Here is a 16,567-nt window from a genome sequence, read left to right as displayed (position 1 = left end):
AATGACTTAGTCAGACCCTCGACCGCGACCTCGACTCCCACAGAACCTCCCAGCTCAGCCACACCACTACCCGGTATGGGTCGCGCCACTTTAACGCACCCCGGTGGCACGCACCCCATGAACAATAAACTGCCGCAGATACGACGATGCGGGCGCCCTCCGAAATGGGGACATGACAGCCCTATCCGACGACTTAGCGGGAAGCCGATGAGCCGCGGAGCGAAATGCGAAAAACGTTGCAGTACACGGTATTACAGCGCAAACGCACGGTTCTGAACGCTGCTGCGGAAGCCTGGAGCGGCGCGACATTGTCACTCCGGCCAGCAATCCAGTGGCCCCGGCATTGCCTCAAAACGGACACCAAATCGTACGCGGCTTCCCGTATCGCGGACACAGTTTCGTACGCGGTTACCCGACACCCCGGCCACCAGCGGCGGGGCCCTGGAGCCGACCGCGAAACGCAAAACGGGGCCATCCACGAATGGATGGCCCCGCGCGCGGGATCCGAGCCCCCAGGGGCAGGTTCCCGATCAGCTAGCGTCAGATCACTTGAGGGAGACCTTGGCACCGGCTGCTTCCAGCTTCTCCTTGGCAGCGTCCGCCTGGTCCTTGGCGACAGCCTCGAGGATGGCCTTGGGAGCGGCCTCGACGAGCTCCTTGGCCTCCTTCAGGCCGAGGCTCGGGATGATCTCGCGAACGACCTTGATGACGCCGATCTTCTTGTCGCCAGCAGCCTCGAGAACGACGTCGAACTCGTCCTTCTCCTCGACAGCCTCGGCGGCCGCGGGAGCGGCACCGCCCGCGGCAACAGCCACGGGAGCAGCAGCGGTGACCTCGAAGGTCTCCTCGAAGACCTTGACGAACTCGGAGAGCTCGAGAAGGGTCATCTCCTTGAACGATTCGATCAACTCGTCAGTGGTGAGCTTCGCCATGATTGACGTTCCTTCCTAATGTGGTCGCCCCAACCGTTCCTGCAGTTCGGGGCTGGTATGAATGCCGGACGCGGGATGACCTCAGGCCTCCGCGGATGCGCCTTCGGCGGCCTTTTTTTCCTGCAGCGCTGCTGCCAACCGCGCCACCTGCGATGCAGGCGCGTTGAACAGACCCGCAGCCTTCGCCGTGTTGCCCTTCATCGCCCCGGCGAGCTTCGCCAGCAGGACTTCGCGCGACTCGAGGTCGGCGATCCTGTTGACTTCCTCCACCGAGAGCGGGCGGCCCTCCATGTAGCCGCCCTTGATGACGAGGGACTTGTGCTCCTTGGCAAACTCCTTGAGCGCCTTCGCGGCATCAACCGGCTCACCGGTGATGAACGCGACGGCGGTAGGACCGGAGAACAAATCATCGAGACCCTCGACACCAGCATCGCGCGCAGCGATCTTGACGAGGGTGTTCTTGGCGACGGAGTACGAGGTACCCGCGCCGAGCGACCGGCGCAGTGCGGTCAGGCTGGCAACCGATAGGCCACGGTACTCAGTGACCACTGCCGCGGTAGAGCCCTTGAACTGCTCAGCGATCTCTGCGACCGCTGTGACCTTCTCTGCATTTGCCATGCTTCGCCTCCTCTCTCCTCACTCGCCCGAAACCATTGGCCGGGCACATGGGAGAAGGAGCGGGCAACAGCCGACGCAAGCGGCAGAGAACAACGGGAGGGAGCACCTCGTGCCTTCGATACAGGCACGAACAGCACACCATCTCCCCAAGTCTCGTCCTCCTGCGTGGGCCGCCGGATAAACCCGGACCTTCAACCGCTTGCCGCCGACCCCCCGAGGGAGAAGGCAGAAGCTTGTGACCAACGGTCTTCGGTGAACGTATATGGGATGGGATCGACCAACCCAAGGGAAAATCGATCGGACATAAGTCCGGGACATACTGTACTCGGTGCGCCCCTCGGCACCAAATCACCGCACTGGCCGCGCTAGGATCGGCACCATGACGACCGACGTCCCCACGAGATCCGGCTTCGCTGAAGCCGGAGACCTGCACCTAGCGTTCGAGGAGCATGGGCCCGCCGACGGGACGCCGATCCTGCTGATCATGGGTTTCGGCGCGCAGCTGACCCTGTGGCCCCACCAGCTCTGCACCACCCTCGCCACCAAGGGCTTCCGGGTAATCCGGTTCGACAACCGCGATATCGGGCTCTCCACCAAGCTCGACGGCACGCGCGTCGAGGGTGCCTTCCTCGGACGGCTCCTGCGCAGCCAGCTCGGAAGGCCGAGCGACGTTCCCTACACGCTCGTGGACATGGCCGAGGACACGCGGTGGCTACTTGATTCGCTCGGAATCGACCGCGCGCACGTCGTCGGGGCCTCCATGGGCGGAATGATCACCCAGGTGCTCGCTGCCCGGCACCCCGAACGGATCCATTCGGCCACCATCATCTTCTCGTCGACCAATGAGCCCTTCCTGCCACCACCGACACCCACGGCGCTGCGGGCGCTCCTCGCTCCCCCACCGAAGAACCCCACGACCGAGCAACTCGTCGAACGATCGGTGCGCACCTTCCGCGCGCTCTCCGGCCCCGGTTACCCCCGGTCCGAGGAGGAGCTCCGCGCGCTCGCGCTCGAGCAGGTGCAACGGAGCCACTACCCGGCCGGAATGGTCCGGCAGTTCGCGGCAGTGCTCGGCACGGGCTCGCTGCGCGACTATGCCCGCGCCGTCACCGCACCGACGACCGTGATCCACGGCTCCGCCGATCCCCTCGTCCGGCCCCGATCAGGGCGGGCGGTTGCCCGGGCCATCCCCGGCGCCCGGCTGACGATGATCGACGGGATGGGACATGACCTCCCGCCGGCCCTGGTCCCGCGCATAGCCGGGGAGATCCTCGCCTCGACCGCCCGAGCCAGCTAGGGCGGGCTCCAGGGCCCGAGGCCGGCCGGGTTCCAGGGCCCGAGGCCGGGCTCCAGGGCCCGAGGCCGCAAACGCGATAGAAGCCGCCCGAGAACCCGTGCGATTTCTATCGCGTTTGGCGGTTTCCGGTGCTTTTGCGGTCGAGGAGCCGCCAGCCCGCGCCACCGCCATCCCGCGCGGAACCGCCAGCCCCCGCCACCAACGGGCGGTGCCCCGCCAGCCGGGGGCTAGCGGGGCACCGTGATGCGAACAGCTCAGTCTTCGCCGAGAAGGTTCCGGGTCTTGGAGGGATCCACCGGGATGCCCGGTCCGGTGGTCGTCGAGACCGTGACCTTCTTCATGTAGCGGCCCTTGGCCGCGGACGGCTTCGCGCGCAGGACCTCGTCGAGCGCGGCAGCATAGTTCTCGACCAGCTTGCGGTCGTCGAAGGAAGCCTTGCCCACGATGAAGTGCAGGTTGGACTGCTTGTCCACGCGGAAGCTGATCTTGCCGCCCTTGATGTCGGTGACGGCCTTCGCGACATCCATGGTGACCGTGCCGGTCTTCGGGTTCGGCATGAGCCCGCGGGGACCGAGGATACGGGCGATGCGCCCGACCTTGGCCATCTGGTCCGGGGTGGCGATGGCGGCGTCGAAGTCGAGCCACCCACCCTGGATGCGCTCGATGAGGTCTTCGGCGCCCACTGCGTCGGCTCCGGCTGCCTCGGCCTCGTTCGCCTTCTCGCCAGCGGCGAAGACGATGACGCGGACGGTCTTGCCCGTGCCGTGGGGCAGGCTGACGGTGCCGCGCACCATCTGGTCCGCCTTGCGGGGATCCACACCGAGGCGGATAGCGACCTCAACGGTGGAATCGAAGTTCTTCGAGCCGGTCTCGCGGGCGAGCTGGATGGCCTCCACGGGCGTGTACAGCTTCGTATTGTCGATCTTCTCGCTCGCGGCGAGATACGCCTTGCTGCGCTTTGGCATGTCTGTCCAATCGTGCCGAGTGATCTCGGCTAGGTCAGTCGTGGTGCGGACCAGCGCCTGGTCCTTCCACAGTCTTGATCATGTCTGTGTTCGTGCAGGTGCAGCGACAGCGTTGCCCGGGAATGATCGCGCCGGGCACGGCATCGCCGCGGGGATCACTCGACGGTGATGCCCATCGATCGGGCGGTTCCGGCGATGATCTTCGCGGCCTGGTCGATATCGATGGCGTTGAGATCTTCCTGCTTCGTCTTCGCGATCTCGCGGACCTGGTCCCAGGTGACCTTGGCGACCTTGTCCTTGTGCGGGGTCGGCGAGCCCTTCTGGACTCCGGCAGCCTTGAGCAGGAGCTTCGCGGCGGGCGGCGTCTTGAGCTTGAAGTCGAAGGAACGATCTTCATACACGGAGATCTCGACGGGGATCACGTTGCCGCGCTGCGACTCCGTGGCCGCGTTGTACGCCTTGCAGAACTCCATGATGTTCACGCCGTGCTGACCCAGGGCAGGGCCGATCGGCGGGGCCGGGTTGGCTTGGCCAGCCTGGATCTGGAGCTTGATTACTCCAGTGAGCTTTTTCTTCTTCTTGGGGGGCATCTCGACTTCCCTGAACTGTTCGGTGTTTTCCTGATTCTCACGCCACTACGGCGCAGTAGCGCAAGCCCGGGTGGACCTGGTCTGCTACTGCGCCGATCACCATGGCCGTGAAGCTAGATCTTCGAGACCTGGTTGAACCCGAGTTCAACCGGGGTCTCGCGCCCGAAGATGGAGACGAGCACCTTGAGCTTCTGCTGCTCGACATTGACTTCGGAAATACTGGCGGGCAGGGTCGCGAACGGCCCGTCCATGACGGTGACCGACTCCCCAACCTCGAAATCGACCTCGATCGTGGGCTTGGGCGCGAATCCTGTGTCGTCCGCTGCGTGGGATCCCGCGCTCGCGGGCTTCTTGCGCGCCTGCGGGGGCAGCAGGAACTTCACTACCTCGTCGATGGTGATCGGGGAAGGCCTCGACGGCGTGGCACCGACAAAGCCAGTCACGCCGGGGGTGTTGCGCACAACGCCCCATGCTTCGTCGTTGAGGATCATGCGGACCAAGATGTAACCGGGCAGGATCTTGCGGTTGACCTGCTTCTTCTGCCCGTTCTTGATCTCGGTGACCTCTTCGGTGGGCACCTCGATCTGGAAGATGAAGTCACCGGCATCGAGGTTCTGCACGCGGGTCTCGAGATTGGTCTTCACCTTGTTCTCGTAGCCCGCATAGGAATGCACGACGTACCATTCGCCCTCGGCGCGGCGAAGCTTCGCCTTGAGCTCTGCAACAGGATCCTGCTCCGGCTCGTCGACAACGGTGGCGACCTGGTCGGTCACCGCATCGTCCTCGCCTGGGAGGTTCACTGCGTCGTTCTCCGGGGCGCTCACTGGGCTACTCGCTTCCTCTCTAAAGTCACGCAAACTCTGTCCGCTTCCGGGCCGGGCGGCATCGGATCCTCACATCTCGCCGGGATCCGGTCACGGCTCCAGGCTACCCGTACAGCCAGAGGACCCCGCGGGAGAAGACCTGATCCAGGCCGAAGATCAGCCCGACCATGAAGAAGAGGAAGATGAACACCACGATCGTGTAGGTGACCATCTGCTTCCGGTTGGGCCAGATGACCTTGCGGAGCTCCGAGATCACCTCGCGAACGAACCGCGCGATGAGCTGGAACGGGTTCTCGCGCGTACCGGTCACCGGCTGCGATCCGGCGGGCTCAACAGTATTGCTCGGGCTGGACCCCTGCGATCGAGCTGCTCGCTTGCCGACTGGGCGCGGGGCCCCACCGGATTCGGTCGAACCAGCAGAGCGGGGATCATTGTCTTCCCCGTCGGCCCGTCGACCTGGCTGCTCACTCACCCGTGAATCCTTCCGTCGCTGACCGTCGCAGCAGGGGCGACAGGACTTGAACCTGCAACCTGCGGTTTTGGAGACCGCTGCTCTGCCAGTTGAGCTACGCCCCTTCGGTGTTGTCCACCTCTGGATGACCAAGAACAACGCGCCACCATAGGGCGGCGCGCCACGCTCTAGCCACAGGTTCCTGAGTGTACTTGACGATCAGCGATCCGTCACAATCACCGGGGTGCTACTCCGCGGCGAGCCGCACCGTGGCGACAGCACGACCAAAGATGCGGCGCCCCTCCGACTTCGCCACCAGCGTGATGATCGCCGTCCCGTCTGCCTCGTCCACCGACTTGACCTTGCCGGAGAACTCGATCGCTCCGCCCACGCCATCATCAGGCACGAACACCGGGCTGGTGAAGCGCACCGCGTACTCGAGCACGGCCGTGGGGTCACCGAGCCACGAGGTGAGGTAGGTGCCGCCGATGCCCATCGAGAGCATGCCGTGCGCCACGACGCTGCGCAGCCCGACCGAGCTCGCTGTCGCGTCGCTCCAGTGGATCGGGTTGAGATCACCCGAGACCCCGGCATAGCGCACGAGGTCCGATCGGGTCACCTGGTACTCCAGCGGCGGCAGCTCCGTGCCCGCGCTGACCGTCGCGATCGTCGGCCGAGCATCTCCCAGCGCGCTCATCACTGCTCGCCTCCCGCCACGAGGTCTTCCCGGCGGATCAGTGTCGTGTAGGTCGTTTGCACGATCTCGTCCTTGTCGTCGAGCAAGTGGTTCGCCGTGACGATCACATCGTTGCCCGCCATGTGCCGGAAGGAATCGATGCACGTCTCGCCCCGGAGCCGGTCCCCCGCGACGATGGGGCGGTGGAAGACGAACCGCTGATCGGTCTGCATGATGTTGCGCAGGTCCGACGACCACCCGAAGTGCTCGAACATCTCGAGGGTGGTGATGACGCCCAGCACCGAGGCGAATGTCACGGGAGCGACGAGCGCGTCGTACCCGAGCTCACGCGCGGCATCCTCGGAGAAGTGCGCGGGATGATCGTCCTGCACCGCGGCCGCGAACTCGCGGATCTTCTCCCGGCCCACCTCATAGAAATTGGCCATGCGGTACTTCGCGCCGACACTGTCTGCCGTGAAGGCCACTCTGCTCACCACCTCGTTGACGGACGCCGCATCACGGAAAAAAACATGCGTGCATGCACCTTATCCGCGTTGGCGCCCATTGTTCGCGGATGGGCGCGGCCTGTCCGTGAAATGTGATGGTATCCGGATGCCGATGGCGGCACTACTAGCGGAGGTCCACGATCAACAATGGAGGGGCAGGCCTCGGCGGCCTGCCCCTCCATTGTCATGCCTTGTGCAGTAGCGGTGGCCGGACTTGAACCGGCGACACAGCGATTATGAGCCGCTTGCTCTACCGACTGAGCTACACCGCCTTGCCCGGACCGCGGTAATGATAGACCGGGAAACCCACTGTTGAGTGAGCCCCCTAACGGAATCGAACCGTTGACCTTTTCCTTACCATGGAAACGCTCTGCCGACTGAGCTAAGGGGGCACAAGCTCCGGCGCGATCAGGCCTGCCGTCCTGTAAGGACCACTAGCCCCTCGCGTTGAAGCCTCCAAGAGGTTACACAGATTATTACCCTGCGCACAAACTCGCTGCTCACCGGGGTGAGGCTGTGCCTGCTCGGCGACGGATCCTGCTGTTCGCCAAGGCGCGCGGCACTGCTGGCCCGCCTTGCCCCGAGCGCCTGAGGCAGGCCGGGGCAAGCAGAAGGACCCAGGAACAATGCATGTTCCTGGGTCCTAGGCTGTGGCAGGTGAAGGATTCGAACCTTCGTAGGCAATGCCGACGGATTTACAGTCCGCTCCCTTTGGCCGCTCGGGCAACCTGCCGTTCACACAACGCTTCCACGCCTGCGTGGGCGCACCGTGTGAAGGCACAATACAACGAAAGGGTATGCCTGATGCAAATCGGGCCTGCCGACGCGGCCCAACCCTGGGCTCCGCCCCGTGGTTTGCCGCGCTCCCCGCCCGGCTGGCTTATGGTGGGGGCGCACATCCGCGGGTTCGAGAGGGTTTGAGGAGAACATGGCTGATTCATCGTTCGACATCGTGAGCAAGCTGGACCGCCAGGAAGTGGACAACGCGCTGAACCAGGCCGCCAAGGAGATCGCGAACCGCTATGACTTCCGCGGCACCGACGCGTCGATCGCATGGTCGGGCGAGGAAGCCATCGTGCTCTCCGCGAGCAGCGAGGAGCGGGTCAAGGCCATCCTCGAGGTCTTCCGCGAGAAGCTCGTGCGTCGCAACATCTCGATGAAGGCGTTCAAGCCTGGTGATCCGGTGGCCTCGGGCAAGGGCTTCAAGATCACCGGATCGCTGGTCGAGGGCATTGCCCAGGAGCATGCGAAGAAGATCTCGAAGAAGATCCGCGATGAGGGCCCCAAGGGCGTGAAGGTCCAGGTCCAGGGCGAGGAGCTGCGTGTTTCCAGCAAGAAGCGCGACGACCTCCAAGCAGTCATCGCACTGCTGAAGGACTCAGACTTCGAGGTGGCCCTGCAGTTCGTGAACTATCGCTGATCCCAGGCCATGCGCTCGAGCCGGGCGATGCGCTCGGCCATCGGCGGATGGGAGGCGAAGATCCCCACGAAGCGCTCCCCCGCCCGGAACGGGCTCGCGATCATCAAGTGCGACTCCGATGCCAGTCGTGGCTCCGGGGGCAGCGGCGCCGCAGCGACGCCGCGCTCGATCTTGCGCAGCGCCGAGGCCAGGGCCAGCGGATCGCCGGTGAGGCGAGCACCGGATTCGTCGGCCTGGAACTCCCGGGACCGCGAGACGGCCATCTGGATGACCCCTGCCGCGATCGGGCCCAGCAGGGCGATGAGCAGCAGGGCCAGCGGGTTCGCGTCGTCATCATCGCCCCCGCCGAAGATCGAGGCGAAGATCGCGAAATTGGCCAGCCCGGAAATGATGCTGGCCATGGCCCCGGCTACCGACGAGATCAGGATGTCGCGGTTGTAGACGTGCGCGAGCTCGTGGCCGAGGACCGCTCGGAGCTCGCGCTCGTCGAGCAGGTGGAGTATCCCCTCGGTGCAGCACACCGCGGCGGTGCGCGGATTGCGTCCCGTAGCGAACGCGTTGGGGGCCATGGTGGGGCTGATGTAGAGGCGCGGCATGGGTTGCTGCGCGAGGGTAGCGAGCTCCCGGACGATGCGGTGCATGGCGGGCTGCTCGAACTCGCTGACTGGCCGCGCGCGCATGGCACGCAGGGCGAGCTTGTCACTGTTGAAGTAGGCGAAGCCGTTCATTCCCAGTGCTACGAGCACCGCGATCCAGAGGATGGTGGCGTTGCCGAAGAGTGAACCCACGAAGATGATGAGCGCGGACATGCCGCCTAGCAGCATGGCGGTCTTGAGTCCATTCGCGTGACCGGTCATGACTCATTCCTTCACGAGAGCGGTACTGACACCCTGAGAACGAACAAGCACCCGCCCTGGGTTCCCCTGGGCAGCCCGGGCTGTGGGTGATCTAGCCCACGCGGCTCGCGGTGTAGTCGATGAGCTGCAGCAACGCCGTGCGGGCGCCCGAGCTGGGGAACTCCGCGAGCTCGGCGCGCGCGATATCGGCATAGCTAGCGAGATCGTCCCGAGCCCGGGTCATGCCCTCGGAAGCACGCAGGAGGCCAAGCGCCTCCTCCACCAATCCGTCGTCGGTGATGGGCCCGGCGAGCAGCTCGCGCAGCCGGTCGCCCTCGCTGCCCTGCTGCTCGAGCGCGTACAGCATCGGCAGCGTGAGAACGCCCTCGCGCAGGTCTGTTCCCGGGGTCTTGCCGGACTTCGCCGAGACGGAGGAGATGTCGATGATGTCATCGCAGATCTGGAATGCCATGCCCACCGCGTCCCCGACCCGCTCGAGGCGATCGATCTGCTCGGGCGAGCCTCCCGAGAAGGTGCCGCCGAACTTCCCGCTCGCGGCCAGCAGCGACGCCGTCTTCTCCCGGATCACCTTGAGGTAGTGCTGGACCTTGTCCTGGGCGGGGGGCGCGCCCACCGTCTCGCGCATCTGCCCGGTGACGAGCTCGGCGAACGTCTCCGCGATGACGCGGACCGCGTCCGGACCGAGCGTGGAGAGCAACCGGGACGAATGCGCGAAGAGGTAATCCCCGGCAAGGATGGCGATGCTGTTGCTCCAGCGCGCGTTGGCGCTCACCGCGCCGCGCCGCATCTTCGCCTCGTCCATGACGTCGTCGTGATAGAGGGTGGCAAGGTGCACCATCTCGACAACGGTGGCCGCCGTGATGATGGCACGCTCGTCCGGCTCGGGCCCGAGCTGCCCGCAGAGAATGGTGAACAGCGGACGGAACCGCTTGCCCCCGGCACGCGCCAGATAGAGGGCAGTCTCGGTGAGGAACGCCTCGCCATCCGACAGCTCATCGATGAGCAGCTTCTCCACGGACTCCAGGCCGATGCGCACGATCCCAGCTACCTGGGCGTCACCAAGGTCGATCCCCGCGACGACCTGATCGTCGTGTGATGCTGCGTGGTCACTATTCACGGTTCGCGTGCCCATTCTGTCGCTCTGGTTGCCGTGGATGTCATCCACCATGTGGACACCGTAGCGAACGCGCGCGCGATGCACCTGATGGAACGGGCCGATTGAGACATGTCTCGCGGAACGCGGTCCGCCGCCCCAAGTAAGCTGGACACGTGTCCCCAGCAAGTGATTCCCCCGCCCCTGGTTCCGCCGCGCCTGGTTCCTCCGCTTCGTCGCCCGCGAGCGATCCGGCCAACGAAGCGGCCGACCAGGAAGCAGCCGAGCAGCCGGTGGACGGGCGCAGCGTGCGCTGGGAGGACCACAAGGCGGCCCGGCGCAAGATCGTGCTGGATTCCGCGATGCGCGCGGTCGACTCCGAGGGCCCCGATGTAGGGGTGCAGCAGATCGCGGAGTACGCCCGGCTCCCCCGCTCGGTGGTGTACCGGCTCTTCCGGGAGCGCACCGACCTCGACGACCAGGTGCGCGCGCACATCGTCTCCTCGATGATGGAGACCCTAGCGCCCGCCCTCGTGCCCGAGGGCTCGGTGGAGTTCGCCGTCAACCGCGCTATCCACACGTACGTGGAATGGATCGCGGCGCACCCCAACCTGCACCAGTTCCTCTCCTCGGGCCCGAAGCGTCCCGCTCGTGCCGCGCAATCTCTGGATGGCGTGAAGACCGCGTTCGGACTGTATGTCACCGACGTCATCGCGGCGGGCCTGGCCACGCTGCACCTCCCCGGGGACCGGGCCGAGGCCGTCTCGTTCGGGCTCGTGGGGCTCGTGGATGGCGCGGTCAACCCATGGTTGCATCACGGCGAGGGCAGGTTGCCGACCAATGAGCTCGCTGATGTGCTCAGCAGTGCCGCGCTCGATGTGATCAGTGGCGCGCTGCGCGATCTCGGCGTGACGCTCGATCGCCAGGCGCCGCTCGGCCAGATCACCGGCGATATCCGGCCCCTGCTGGGGAACTAGGGGCCGGCGGGCCGCCGCGGCAGCGCCTAGTCGCCGCTGATCCCCCAGCTCGCGAGGTAGCCCTCGGGGAGGTCGTCGCTCGGCGCCTCAGGGGTCTCCAGCGACGTCCGGCTGAACCGGGGTGCCGGGGCGGGCTGGGTGACCCCGCCGATGTCGACATAGGTGCCGCGCGCGGCGTTGTGCGGGTGATGATGCGCTTCCCACGCGTCAACGACGGGCGAGACGCAGGCGTCGCTATCGGCGAAGATCCCGGTCCATTCGTCCTGGGTGCGCTGGAGGAACGCCTTCGCGAGGGTCTCGCGCCATTGCGGCCAGCCGGTGGGGTCGAGGTGGAAGGGAAGGTCCTCGTCGTCGATGCCGAGCCGGGCGATGAGCTCGGCGGGGAACTGGGGCTCGAGCGCCCCGACGGCCATGTGCTTGCCGTCCGCGGTGGCGTAGGTGTCGTAGCAGGGCGCGCCGGTGTCGAGGAGATTGGTTCCGCGCGGGCCGTTCCAGAGGCCGTTGGCCCGCATCCCGTGGAGGAAGGTGGTCATCAGGGCGGACCCGTCGACCATCGCGGCGTCGATGACCTGGCCTTGCCCCGAGGTGTTGCGCTCGTGCAGCGCGGCGAGAACGCCAAGCGCGAGGAGCATGCCGCCGCCGGCGAAGTCGGCGAGGAGGTTCACTGGCGGGGTGGGCTTCTCGCCCGCCCGGCCGAGGAGGTCGAGCGCGCCGGAAACGGCCGCGTAGTTGATGTCATGCCCGGCGCGGGGCGCGAGCGGGCCGTCCTGGCCCCAGCCGGTGATGCGTCCGTAGATGAGGCGAGGGTTGCGCGCATGGAGGTCGTCCGGGCCGATGCCGAGCCGCTCGGCGACTCCGGGACGGTAGCCCTCGACGAACACATCGGCTGCGTCGCAGAGCTCGAGGAGCGTGTTCTTGCCTGCCTCGCTCTTGAGGTCGAGGGAGAGGGTCTTCTTGCCGCGGTCGAGGGGGCCTTGCGGCGGAACGAGGCCGCCACCGCCGCCCGCGCGCTCGATGCGGAGCACGTCAGCGCCGAGGTCGGCGAGGATCATGCAGCCAAAGGGTCCGGGGGCGAGCCCGGCCATCTCGATGATGCGTATCCCGTGGAGTGGTCCTGGCATGACTGTTGCCTCCTGTCCCGGCGCGGCGCGCCAGCCCAACATTACTGGGACAGAATGTCACATCTATCTGTCCAGGTGAAGCATCGGCTCGCCAGGGAAGCCGGACTAGCGAACCGCGCGGTGCAGCGCCACGATGCCACCGCTGAGATTGCGCCATTGCACATCCCGCCAGCCCGCGCCCGCGATCCGCTCGCCGAGCGCCTTCTGGTCCGGCCAGGCCCGGATCGACTCAGCTAGGTAGACATAGGCATCCGGGTTCGAGCTCACCGAGCGCGCCACCGCGGGCAACGCCTTCATCAGATACTCCATGTAAGCCGTCCGCAGCACCGGCACCACCGGCGCCGAGAACTCGCACACCACCATCCGGCCACCCGGCCGCGTCACCCGGCGCAGCTCCGCGAGCGCCTGATCCACGTCCGCGACATTGCGCAGGCCGAACGAGATCGTCACCGCGTCGAAAACCTCGTCGCGGAACGGCAGGCGCAGGGCATCACCAGCGACCATCGGCACGCGCCGCCCCGCCCCCGCCTGCAGCATGCCCCTCGAGAAGTCGGTCGCCACGACCCACGCGCCCGAGCGCGAGAGCTCCACCGTCGACCCCCCCGTGCCCGCGGCGAGATCCAGCACGGACTCGCCCGGCGCCAGGTCCAGGGCCCGCCGCGTGGCCCTGCGCCACAGGCTGTCCTGCCCGAACGACAACACCGTGTTGGTGATGTCGTAGCGCCTGGCAACCCCATCGAACATCGAAGCGACCTCGTGGGGATCCTTATCGAGGGTGGCGCGGGAGCTCTGCACGTTCGTCACCTAGACGAACCTACCCGTTCGACGAACACGATGTCATGCGGTAGCCGGGAGCTCCGCCGCCGCGATGCCCGCGACCTCCGCGTAGTGCCCGAGCAGCTCGTCGCAGATCGCTGGCCAGGTCCGCTGCAGCACCGAGCGGCGCGCCGCCCGGCCGAACTGGGAGCGCGCCCGCGCGTCGAGGAACGTCTCCACCGCTCCGGGCAGCACCTCCTCGAAGCTCGGCACCGGCAGCAGGAAGCCCGTGCGGGCGTGCGCGATGAGGTCCTTCGGTCCGCCAGCATCCGGACCGATGACCGGGATGCCGCTGGCCAGTGCCTCCTGGATCGCCTGGCAGAACGTCTCATGCTCGCCGGTGTGGACGAACATATCGAAGCTCGCGTAGGCCTGGGCGAGCTCGAGGCCGCCGAGCTGCCCGGTGAACACCGCATCAGGCATCATCCGCTGCAGCTTGGGCCGGTCCGGCCCATCGCCGACGATGACGATCTGCACGTCATCGCGGCCGCTGAGGACAGCGAGCCGCTCGACATGCTTCTCCGGCGCGAGCCGGCCCACGAACCCCACGATGAGCTTGCCCTCGGGCGTCCACTGCTCGCGCAGCTCGCCGCTGCGGCGCGTCGGCGAGAACCGCTCGATGTCCACTCCCCTGCCCCACCGGTGGACCCGGGGAACGCCGTGCTTCTCGAGGTCCCGCACCGAGGCGCTGGAGGGGGCGAGCGTCCGATCGCACGCCCGGTGGATGCGGCGCGTCCAGCCCCATGCGGCCCGCGCGGTCAGGCCCAGCCCGTAGCTGTCGGCGAAGCCCGCGACATCGGTCTGGAAGATCGCCACCGCGGGCACGCCGAGGCGTCGAGCTGCACCGATGCCGCCCGCGCCCAGCAGGAAGGGCGACGCGAGGTGGATCACATCAGGGTCGAACTCTCGGAGGGCATCGGTGATCCACGGCTGCGGCAGGCCCACGGGCAGCGAGGTGACCATCGGCACCATCACCGCGGGCACATGCAGCACCGGGAAGCCCTCGTACTCATGCACGGGCACCTCGTCACCCACGGCGCCGGGCGCGATCACGATCGCGTCATGGCCGTTTCGCTTGAGATGCTCGAGGACGCGGAGCACCGAGTTGGTCACACCGTTGACGTTCGGCAGGAAGGATTCGGACACGATCGCAATACGCATAGCTGAAGCGTGAACGAGGTGAACGGCGACCAGCCAAGCGCGCCATGACCAGCAAGAGAACCTCAGTTGAAGGTCTCGGCGCCGCGTCGCCCCTCGTGCCCGAGTTGTTCAGATCGCTGTAACTCGCGCCGGATATACCAGAGCGGCGGCGCCGCGATCAACCAGGCGATGATCGCGATGGACAGCGCCGGAACGACAGCGACCCGGGCGTCGCGCCCGGCCACCCGGACCAGGTCAGGATCAGTGCGCGCGTACTCCACCTCGATGCGCTGGCCCACCACAAGGTCCGTCGGATAAAGCACGCCCAGCCTGGGATTATGCAGCACGCCGTCGGGAGTGCTGAAGATGACCGCCGAGCGCCGGACCCCCGCCGAGAGGACCTCCGCGGTGGCGACGCCCATGTCCGACTCGATGATCATATCGTTGCGCCAAGCGCCGACCACGAGGATCGCCGCGAGCAGAGTGATCCCCCCGGCCAGGAGGAGCACTGCCCGCCTGGCCCGCCGCAGCATCCGATATCTCACGAAGAGCAGCGTATCCGCTAGCGTGCGACGGTCGCGCGGATCGCGCTATGCAGCTCCCGCAGCCCCGACCGGTCCGTGCGGACCTCCACGATGCGCACCCCCCCCGCCTCGGCCGCGCCCTCGGCAAGCACTGCAGCGAGTTGGTCGACCTCAGGCTGCTGGTAGGGGATGTTGTATGCCTCGCACAGAGCCTTGACGTTGACCCCGTGCGGGGTGCCGAAGATCCGCTCGAACGCGCCCGCGTAGACCGGGTCCCCCTGCTCGAGCAGCTCGAAGATCCCGCCGCCATCGTCGTTGGCGACCACGATGGTGAGATCCTCCGGCCGGGGCTCGTGCGGGCCCAGCAGCAGGCCGGAGCTGTCATGCAGGAAGGTCAGGTCGCCGAGCAGCGCGATGGCGCGGCCACCATGCGCGAGCGCGGCCCCCATCGCGGTGGAGACGGTGCCATCGATCCCGGCGACGCCACGATTGGACACCACGCGGACCTGCTCGGGCACGGGGCCCGCGAGCGCGACATCGCGCACCGGGTTGGAAGCGCCTAGCACCAGCAGGTCCCCCGGCCGTGCCGCCGCGATGATCGCATCGGCCACATGCAGGCCCGTAGCCTTCGGATGGTTCGCGAGCTCGCGCCGCATCGCGATGCGTGCCCGCTCGGAGAGATCCAGGCATTGCTGGAGGAAAGCATGCCGTGGCGTGCCCGAGAGCGCCGCCCGGGTGCCCGCCGCGGTCAGGTTGCCCGACACATCGGGCCAGCGCGGCCCCGTCGTGAGCGCGTGCACCGCGACCCGCGGATCCGCGAGGAGCCGGGACACCGAGCGGTGCAGGGTCGGGCGTCCCGTGATGATGGCCTGCTGGGGATGCAACTCCCCGAGCGCGTAAGGATGCACCGCGATCCCGCCCGGCACATGCCGCGCCGTGGGCTCGGTGACCGTGGGCAGCCCCTCGAGCTCCGGATGCTCGCCCGAGCCGTGCCCCGCCACGACGATGGTGTCGAGGGACACGTCGATCGGCAGCGGCACATCGAGGTGGGCCCGCGGAGTGCTGGTCCACGGCGCTCCGTCAGGTCGCCCGGGCGGCACCGTGCCCCCATCGATCTCCGGCACCAGCGGCTCGCGCAGCGGCAGATCGAACTGCACCGGTCCCGCGTTGCCCGTTCGATCGCCGCGCGCGGCGGCGAGCACCCGGCAGACCGCCGAGCGCCACTGGCTGTTCTGGTCCCGGTCCTCCTCGGCGATGCCCAGGCTGATGCACGCGCGCACCTGCTCGTTGAACATCCCCAGCTGCTCCACGGTCTGGTTGGCGCCGGTGCCGAGCATCTCGTAGGGCCGGTTCGCGCTCAGCACGATCATCGGCACGCGCGCGTAGTTGGCCTCGAACACCGCGGGCGTGAGGTTCGCCACGGCAGTACCGGAGGTCATCACCACCGGCACCGGTCGACCGGAGCCCAGCGACAGGCCGATGGCGAGGAAGCCGGCGGTGCGCTCATCGATGCGGACGTGCAGCCTGATGCGGCCCGCGGTCTCGGCAGCGTGGAGCGCGAAGGCCAGGGGCGCGTTGCGGGATCCTGGGCACAGCACGACGTCGCGCACGCCGCCGCGGGCGAGCTCATCGACGACAGCACTGGCCTGGGCAGTGGACGGGTTCACGCCTCCAGGGTGTCAGATTTCGGGGCGCCGCGCGGCCTCCCGGGACTGCTTGGCCACCCGCCCCGGCTGACATGGTCGGCCGATGGTGCGACG

At 67.1% G+C, this 16,567-nt stretch carries 18 protein-coding genes and 4 tRNA genes; 3 read left to right on the top strand and 19 right to left on the bottom strand.

The genetic code is table 11. The annotated features are described in order from the left end of the window. Positions 1 to 545: 545 nt before the first annotated feature. Positions 546 to 932: a 50S ribosomal protein L7/L12 gene (gene rplL, locus HT102_RS12810; protein ID WP_192039791.1), complete on the bottom strand. Its 387-nt coding sequence runs from the start codon at positions 930 to 932 to the stop codon at positions 546 to 548. An 81-nt stretch (positions 933 to 1,013) separates the two neighbouring features. After that, positions 1,014 to 1,550, bottom strand: a complete 537-nt coding sequence (gene rplJ, locus HT102_RS12805; RefSeq protein ID WP_192039790.1) for a 50S ribosomal protein L10 — start codon at positions 1,548 to 1,550, stop codon at positions 1,014 to 1,016. Between the two features lie 379 nt (positions 1,551 to 1,929). On the opposite strand from rplJ, the gene HT102_RS12800 reads away from it, so the two are divergent. After that, a complete protein-coding gene (locus tag HT102_RS12800) occupies positions 1,930 to 2,847 on the top strand; it encodes an alpha/beta hydrolase (RefSeq protein ID WP_192039789.1) in 918 nt (305 codons plus the stop codon). 254 nt (positions 2,848 to 3,101) lie between these two features. Here the strand turns inward: HT102_RS12800 and rplA are convergent, their stop codons facing one another. The 10 genes from rplA to HT102_RS12750 form a co-directional block, all read right to left on the bottom strand. Beyond that, positions 3,102 to 3,812, bottom strand: coding sequence for a 50S ribosomal protein L1 (gene rplA / locus HT102_RS12795; RefSeq protein WP_192039788.1), 711 nt, complete (start codon positions 3,810 to 3,812; stop codon positions 3,102 to 3,104). Between the two features lie 155 nt (positions 3,813 to 3,967). Further along, positions 3,968 to 4,402 carry a 50S ribosomal protein L11 gene (rplK, locus tag HT102_RS12790; protein ID WP_192039787.1) on the bottom strand — a complete coding sequence of 145 codons (435 nt, stop codon included), beginning with the start codon at positions 4,400 to 4,402 and terminating at the stop codon, positions 3,968 to 3,970. Positions 4,403 to 4,515: 113 nt separating this feature from the next. Further along, complete coding sequence (nusG, locus tag HT102_RS12785) at positions 4,516 to 5,259, bottom strand: transcription termination/antitermination protein NusG (protein WP_225443608.1); 744 nt, start codon at positions 5,257 to 5,259, stop codon at positions 4,516 to 4,518. Positions 5,260 to 5,329: 70 nt separating this feature from the next. Then, a complete protein-coding gene (gene secE / locus HT102_RS12780; protein ID WP_192039785.1) occupies positions 5,330 to 5,536 on the bottom strand; it encodes a preprotein translocase subunit SecE in 207 nt (68 codons plus the stop codon). Positions 5,537 to 5,729: 193 nt separating this feature from the next. Beyond that, a tRNA-Trp gene (locus HT102_RS12775) sits at positions 5,730 to 5,802 on the bottom strand. A gap of 122 nt (positions 5,803 to 5,924) precedes the next feature. Next, positions 5,925 to 6,374, bottom strand: a complete 450-nt coding sequence (locus tag HT102_RS12770) for a MaoC/PaaZ C-terminal domain-containing protein (RefSeq protein WP_192039784.1) — start codon at positions 6,372 to 6,374, stop codon at positions 5,925 to 5,927. Continuing rightward, positions 6,374 to 6,847, bottom strand: coding sequence for a (3R)-hydroxyacyl-ACP dehydratase subunit HadA (hadA, locus tag HT102_RS12765; RefSeq protein ID WP_333473430.1), 474 nt, complete (start codon positions 6,845 to 6,847; stop codon positions 6,374 to 6,376). The genes HT102_RS12770 and hadA overlap by 1 nt, the downstream gene beginning before the upstream one ends. A 211-nt stretch (positions 6,848 to 7,058) precedes the next feature. Further along, a tRNA-Met gene (locus HT102_RS12760) sits at positions 7,059 to 7,131 on the bottom strand. Positions 7,132 to 7,178: 47 nt separating this feature from the next. Then, positions 7,179 to 7,251, bottom strand: a tRNA-Thr gene (locus tag HT102_RS12755). Positions 7,252 to 7,510: 259 nt separating this feature from the next. Beyond that, positions 7,511 to 7,592: transfer RNA gene (locus tag HT102_RS12750), tRNA-Tyr, on the bottom strand. Between the two features lie 195 nt (positions 7,593 to 7,787). Here HT102_RS12750 and HT102_RS12745 point away from each other — a divergent pair. Further along, on the top strand, positions 7,788 to 8,279 hold the full coding sequence (locus tag HT102_RS12745; RefSeq protein WP_192039783.1) for a YajQ family cyclic di-GMP-binding protein: 492 nt from the start codon (positions 7,788 to 7,790) through the stop codon (positions 8,277 to 8,279). Here the strand turns inward: HT102_RS12745 and htpX are convergent. Beyond that, the gene (gene htpX / locus HT102_RS12740; RefSeq protein WP_192039782.1) at positions 8,270 to 9,136 is read right to left on the bottom strand and encodes a zinc metalloprotease HtpX; all 867 of its coding nucleotides are present in this window, start codon (positions 9,134 to 9,136) and stop codon (positions 8,270 to 8,272) included. The genes HT102_RS12745 and htpX overlap by 10 nt on opposite strands. Before the next feature lie 91 nt (positions 9,137 to 9,227). Then, positions 9,228 to 10,268 carry a polyprenyl synthetase family protein gene (locus HT102_RS12735; RefSeq protein ID WP_192039831.1) on the bottom strand — a complete coding sequence of 347 codons (1,041 nt, stop codon included), beginning with the start codon at positions 10,266 to 10,268 and terminating at the stop codon, positions 9,228 to 9,230. A 137-nt stretch (positions 10,269 to 10,405) separates the two neighbouring features. Here HT102_RS12735 and HT102_RS12730 point away from each other — a divergent pair, with 137 nt between their 5' ends. Next, positions 10,406 to 11,206 carry a TetR/AcrR family transcriptional regulator gene (locus tag HT102_RS12730; protein ID WP_333473429.1) on the top strand — a complete coding sequence of 267 codons (801 nt, stop codon included), beginning with the start codon at positions 10,406 to 10,408 and terminating at the stop codon, positions 11,204 to 11,206. 26 nt (positions 11,207 to 11,232) lie between these two features. Here the strand turns inward: HT102_RS12730 and HT102_RS12725 are convergent, their stop codons facing one another. The 5 genes from HT102_RS12725 to menD form a co-directional block, all read right to left on the bottom strand. Then, positions 11,233 to 12,327, bottom strand: a complete 1,095-nt coding sequence (locus HT102_RS12725) for a CaiB/BaiF CoA transferase family protein (RefSeq protein WP_192039781.1) — start codon at positions 12,325 to 12,327, stop codon at positions 11,233 to 11,235. A 105-nt stretch (positions 12,328 to 12,432) separates the two neighbouring features. Further along, on the bottom strand, positions 12,433 to 13,131 hold the full coding sequence (locus HT102_RS12720) for a demethylmenaquinone methyltransferase (RefSeq protein WP_192039780.1): 699 nt from the start codon (positions 13,129 to 13,131) through the stop codon (positions 12,433 to 12,435). A 33-nt stretch (positions 13,132 to 13,164) separates the two neighbouring features. Next, positions 13,165 to 14,304 (bottom strand): glycosyltransferase family 4 protein, encoded by a 1,140-nt coding sequence (locus tag HT102_RS12715; RefSeq protein ID WP_192039779.1) that lies wholly within the window; start codon positions 14,302 to 14,304, stop codon positions 13,165 to 13,167. Positions 14,305 to 14,366: 62 nt separating this feature from the next. Next, positions 14,367 to 14,816: a DUF3592 domain-containing protein gene (locus HT102_RS12710; protein ID WP_225443648.1), complete on the bottom strand. Its 450-nt coding sequence runs from the start codon at positions 14,814 to 14,816 to the stop codon at positions 14,367 to 14,369. A gap of 29 nt (positions 14,817 to 14,845) precedes the next feature. Next, positions 14,846 to 16,474: a 2-succinyl-5-enolpyruvyl-6-hydroxy-3-cyclohexene-1-carboxylic-acid synthase gene (gene menD, locus HT102_RS12705; RefSeq protein ID WP_192039777.1), complete on the bottom strand. Its 1,629-nt coding sequence runs from the start codon at positions 16,472 to 16,474 to the stop codon at positions 14,846 to 14,848. Positions 16,475 to 16,567: the final 93 nt, after the last annotated feature.

This window comes from Lolliginicoccus lacisalsi, from assembly GCF_014841105.1.
Taxonomy (GTDB): Bacteria; Actinomycetota; Actinomycetes; order Mycobacteriales; family Mycobacteriaceae; genus Lolliginicoccus; species Lolliginicoccus lacisalsi.
The sequence above is the reverse complement of the archived record's forward strand: the minus strand, read 5'-3'. Positions and strand labels throughout refer to the sequence as shown.

Excerpts from the sequence above, each read along its gene's own strand:
- rplL (WP_192039791.1), bottom strand. The coding sequence starts at position 932 with ATGGCGAAGCTCACCACTGACGAGTTGATCGAATCGTTCAAGGAGATG.
- rplJ (WP_192039790.1), bottom strand. The coding sequence starts at position 1,550 with ATGGCAAATGCAGAGAAGGTCACAGCGGTCGCAGAGATCGCTGAGCAG.
- HT102_RS12800 (WP_192039789.1), top strand. The coding sequence starts at position 1,930 with ATGACGACCGACGTCCCCACGAGATCCGGCTTCGCTGAAGCCGGAGAC.
- rplA (WP_192039788.1), bottom strand. The coding sequence starts at position 3,812 with ATGCCAAAGCGCAGCAAGGCGTATCTCGCCGCGAGCGAGAAGATCGAC.
- rplK (WP_192039787.1), bottom strand. The coding sequence starts at position 4,402 with ATGCCCCCCAAGAAGAAGAAAAAGCTCACTGGAGTAATCAAGCTCCAG.
- HT102_RS12770 (WP_192039784.1), bottom strand. The coding sequence starts at position 6,374 with ATGAGCGCGCTGGGAGATGCTCGGCCGACGATCGCGACGGTCAGCGCG.
- HT102_RS12745 (WP_192039783.1), top strand. The coding sequence starts at position 7,788 with ATGGCTGATTCATCGTTCGACATCGTGAGCAAGCTGGACCGCCAGGAA.
- htpX (WP_192039782.1), bottom strand. The coding sequence starts at position 9,136 with ATGACCGGTCACGCGAATGGACTCAAGACCGCCATGCTGCTAGGCGGC.
- HT102_RS12735 (WP_192039831.1), bottom strand. The coding sequence starts at position 10,268 with ATGGGCACGCGAACCGTGAATAGTGACCACGCAGCATCACACGACGAT.
- HT102_RS12725 (WP_192039781.1), bottom strand. The coding sequence starts at position 12,327 with ATGCCAGGACCACTCCACGGGATACGCATCATCGAGATGGCCGGGCTC.
- HT102_RS12715 (WP_192039779.1), bottom strand. The coding sequence starts at position 14,304 with ATGCGTATTGCGATCGTGTCCGAATCCTTCCTGCCGAACGTCAACGGT.
- HT102_RS12710 (WP_225443648.1), bottom strand. The coding sequence starts at position 14,816 with ATGCTGCGGCGGGCCAGGCGGGCAGTGCTCCTCCTGGCCGGGGGGATC.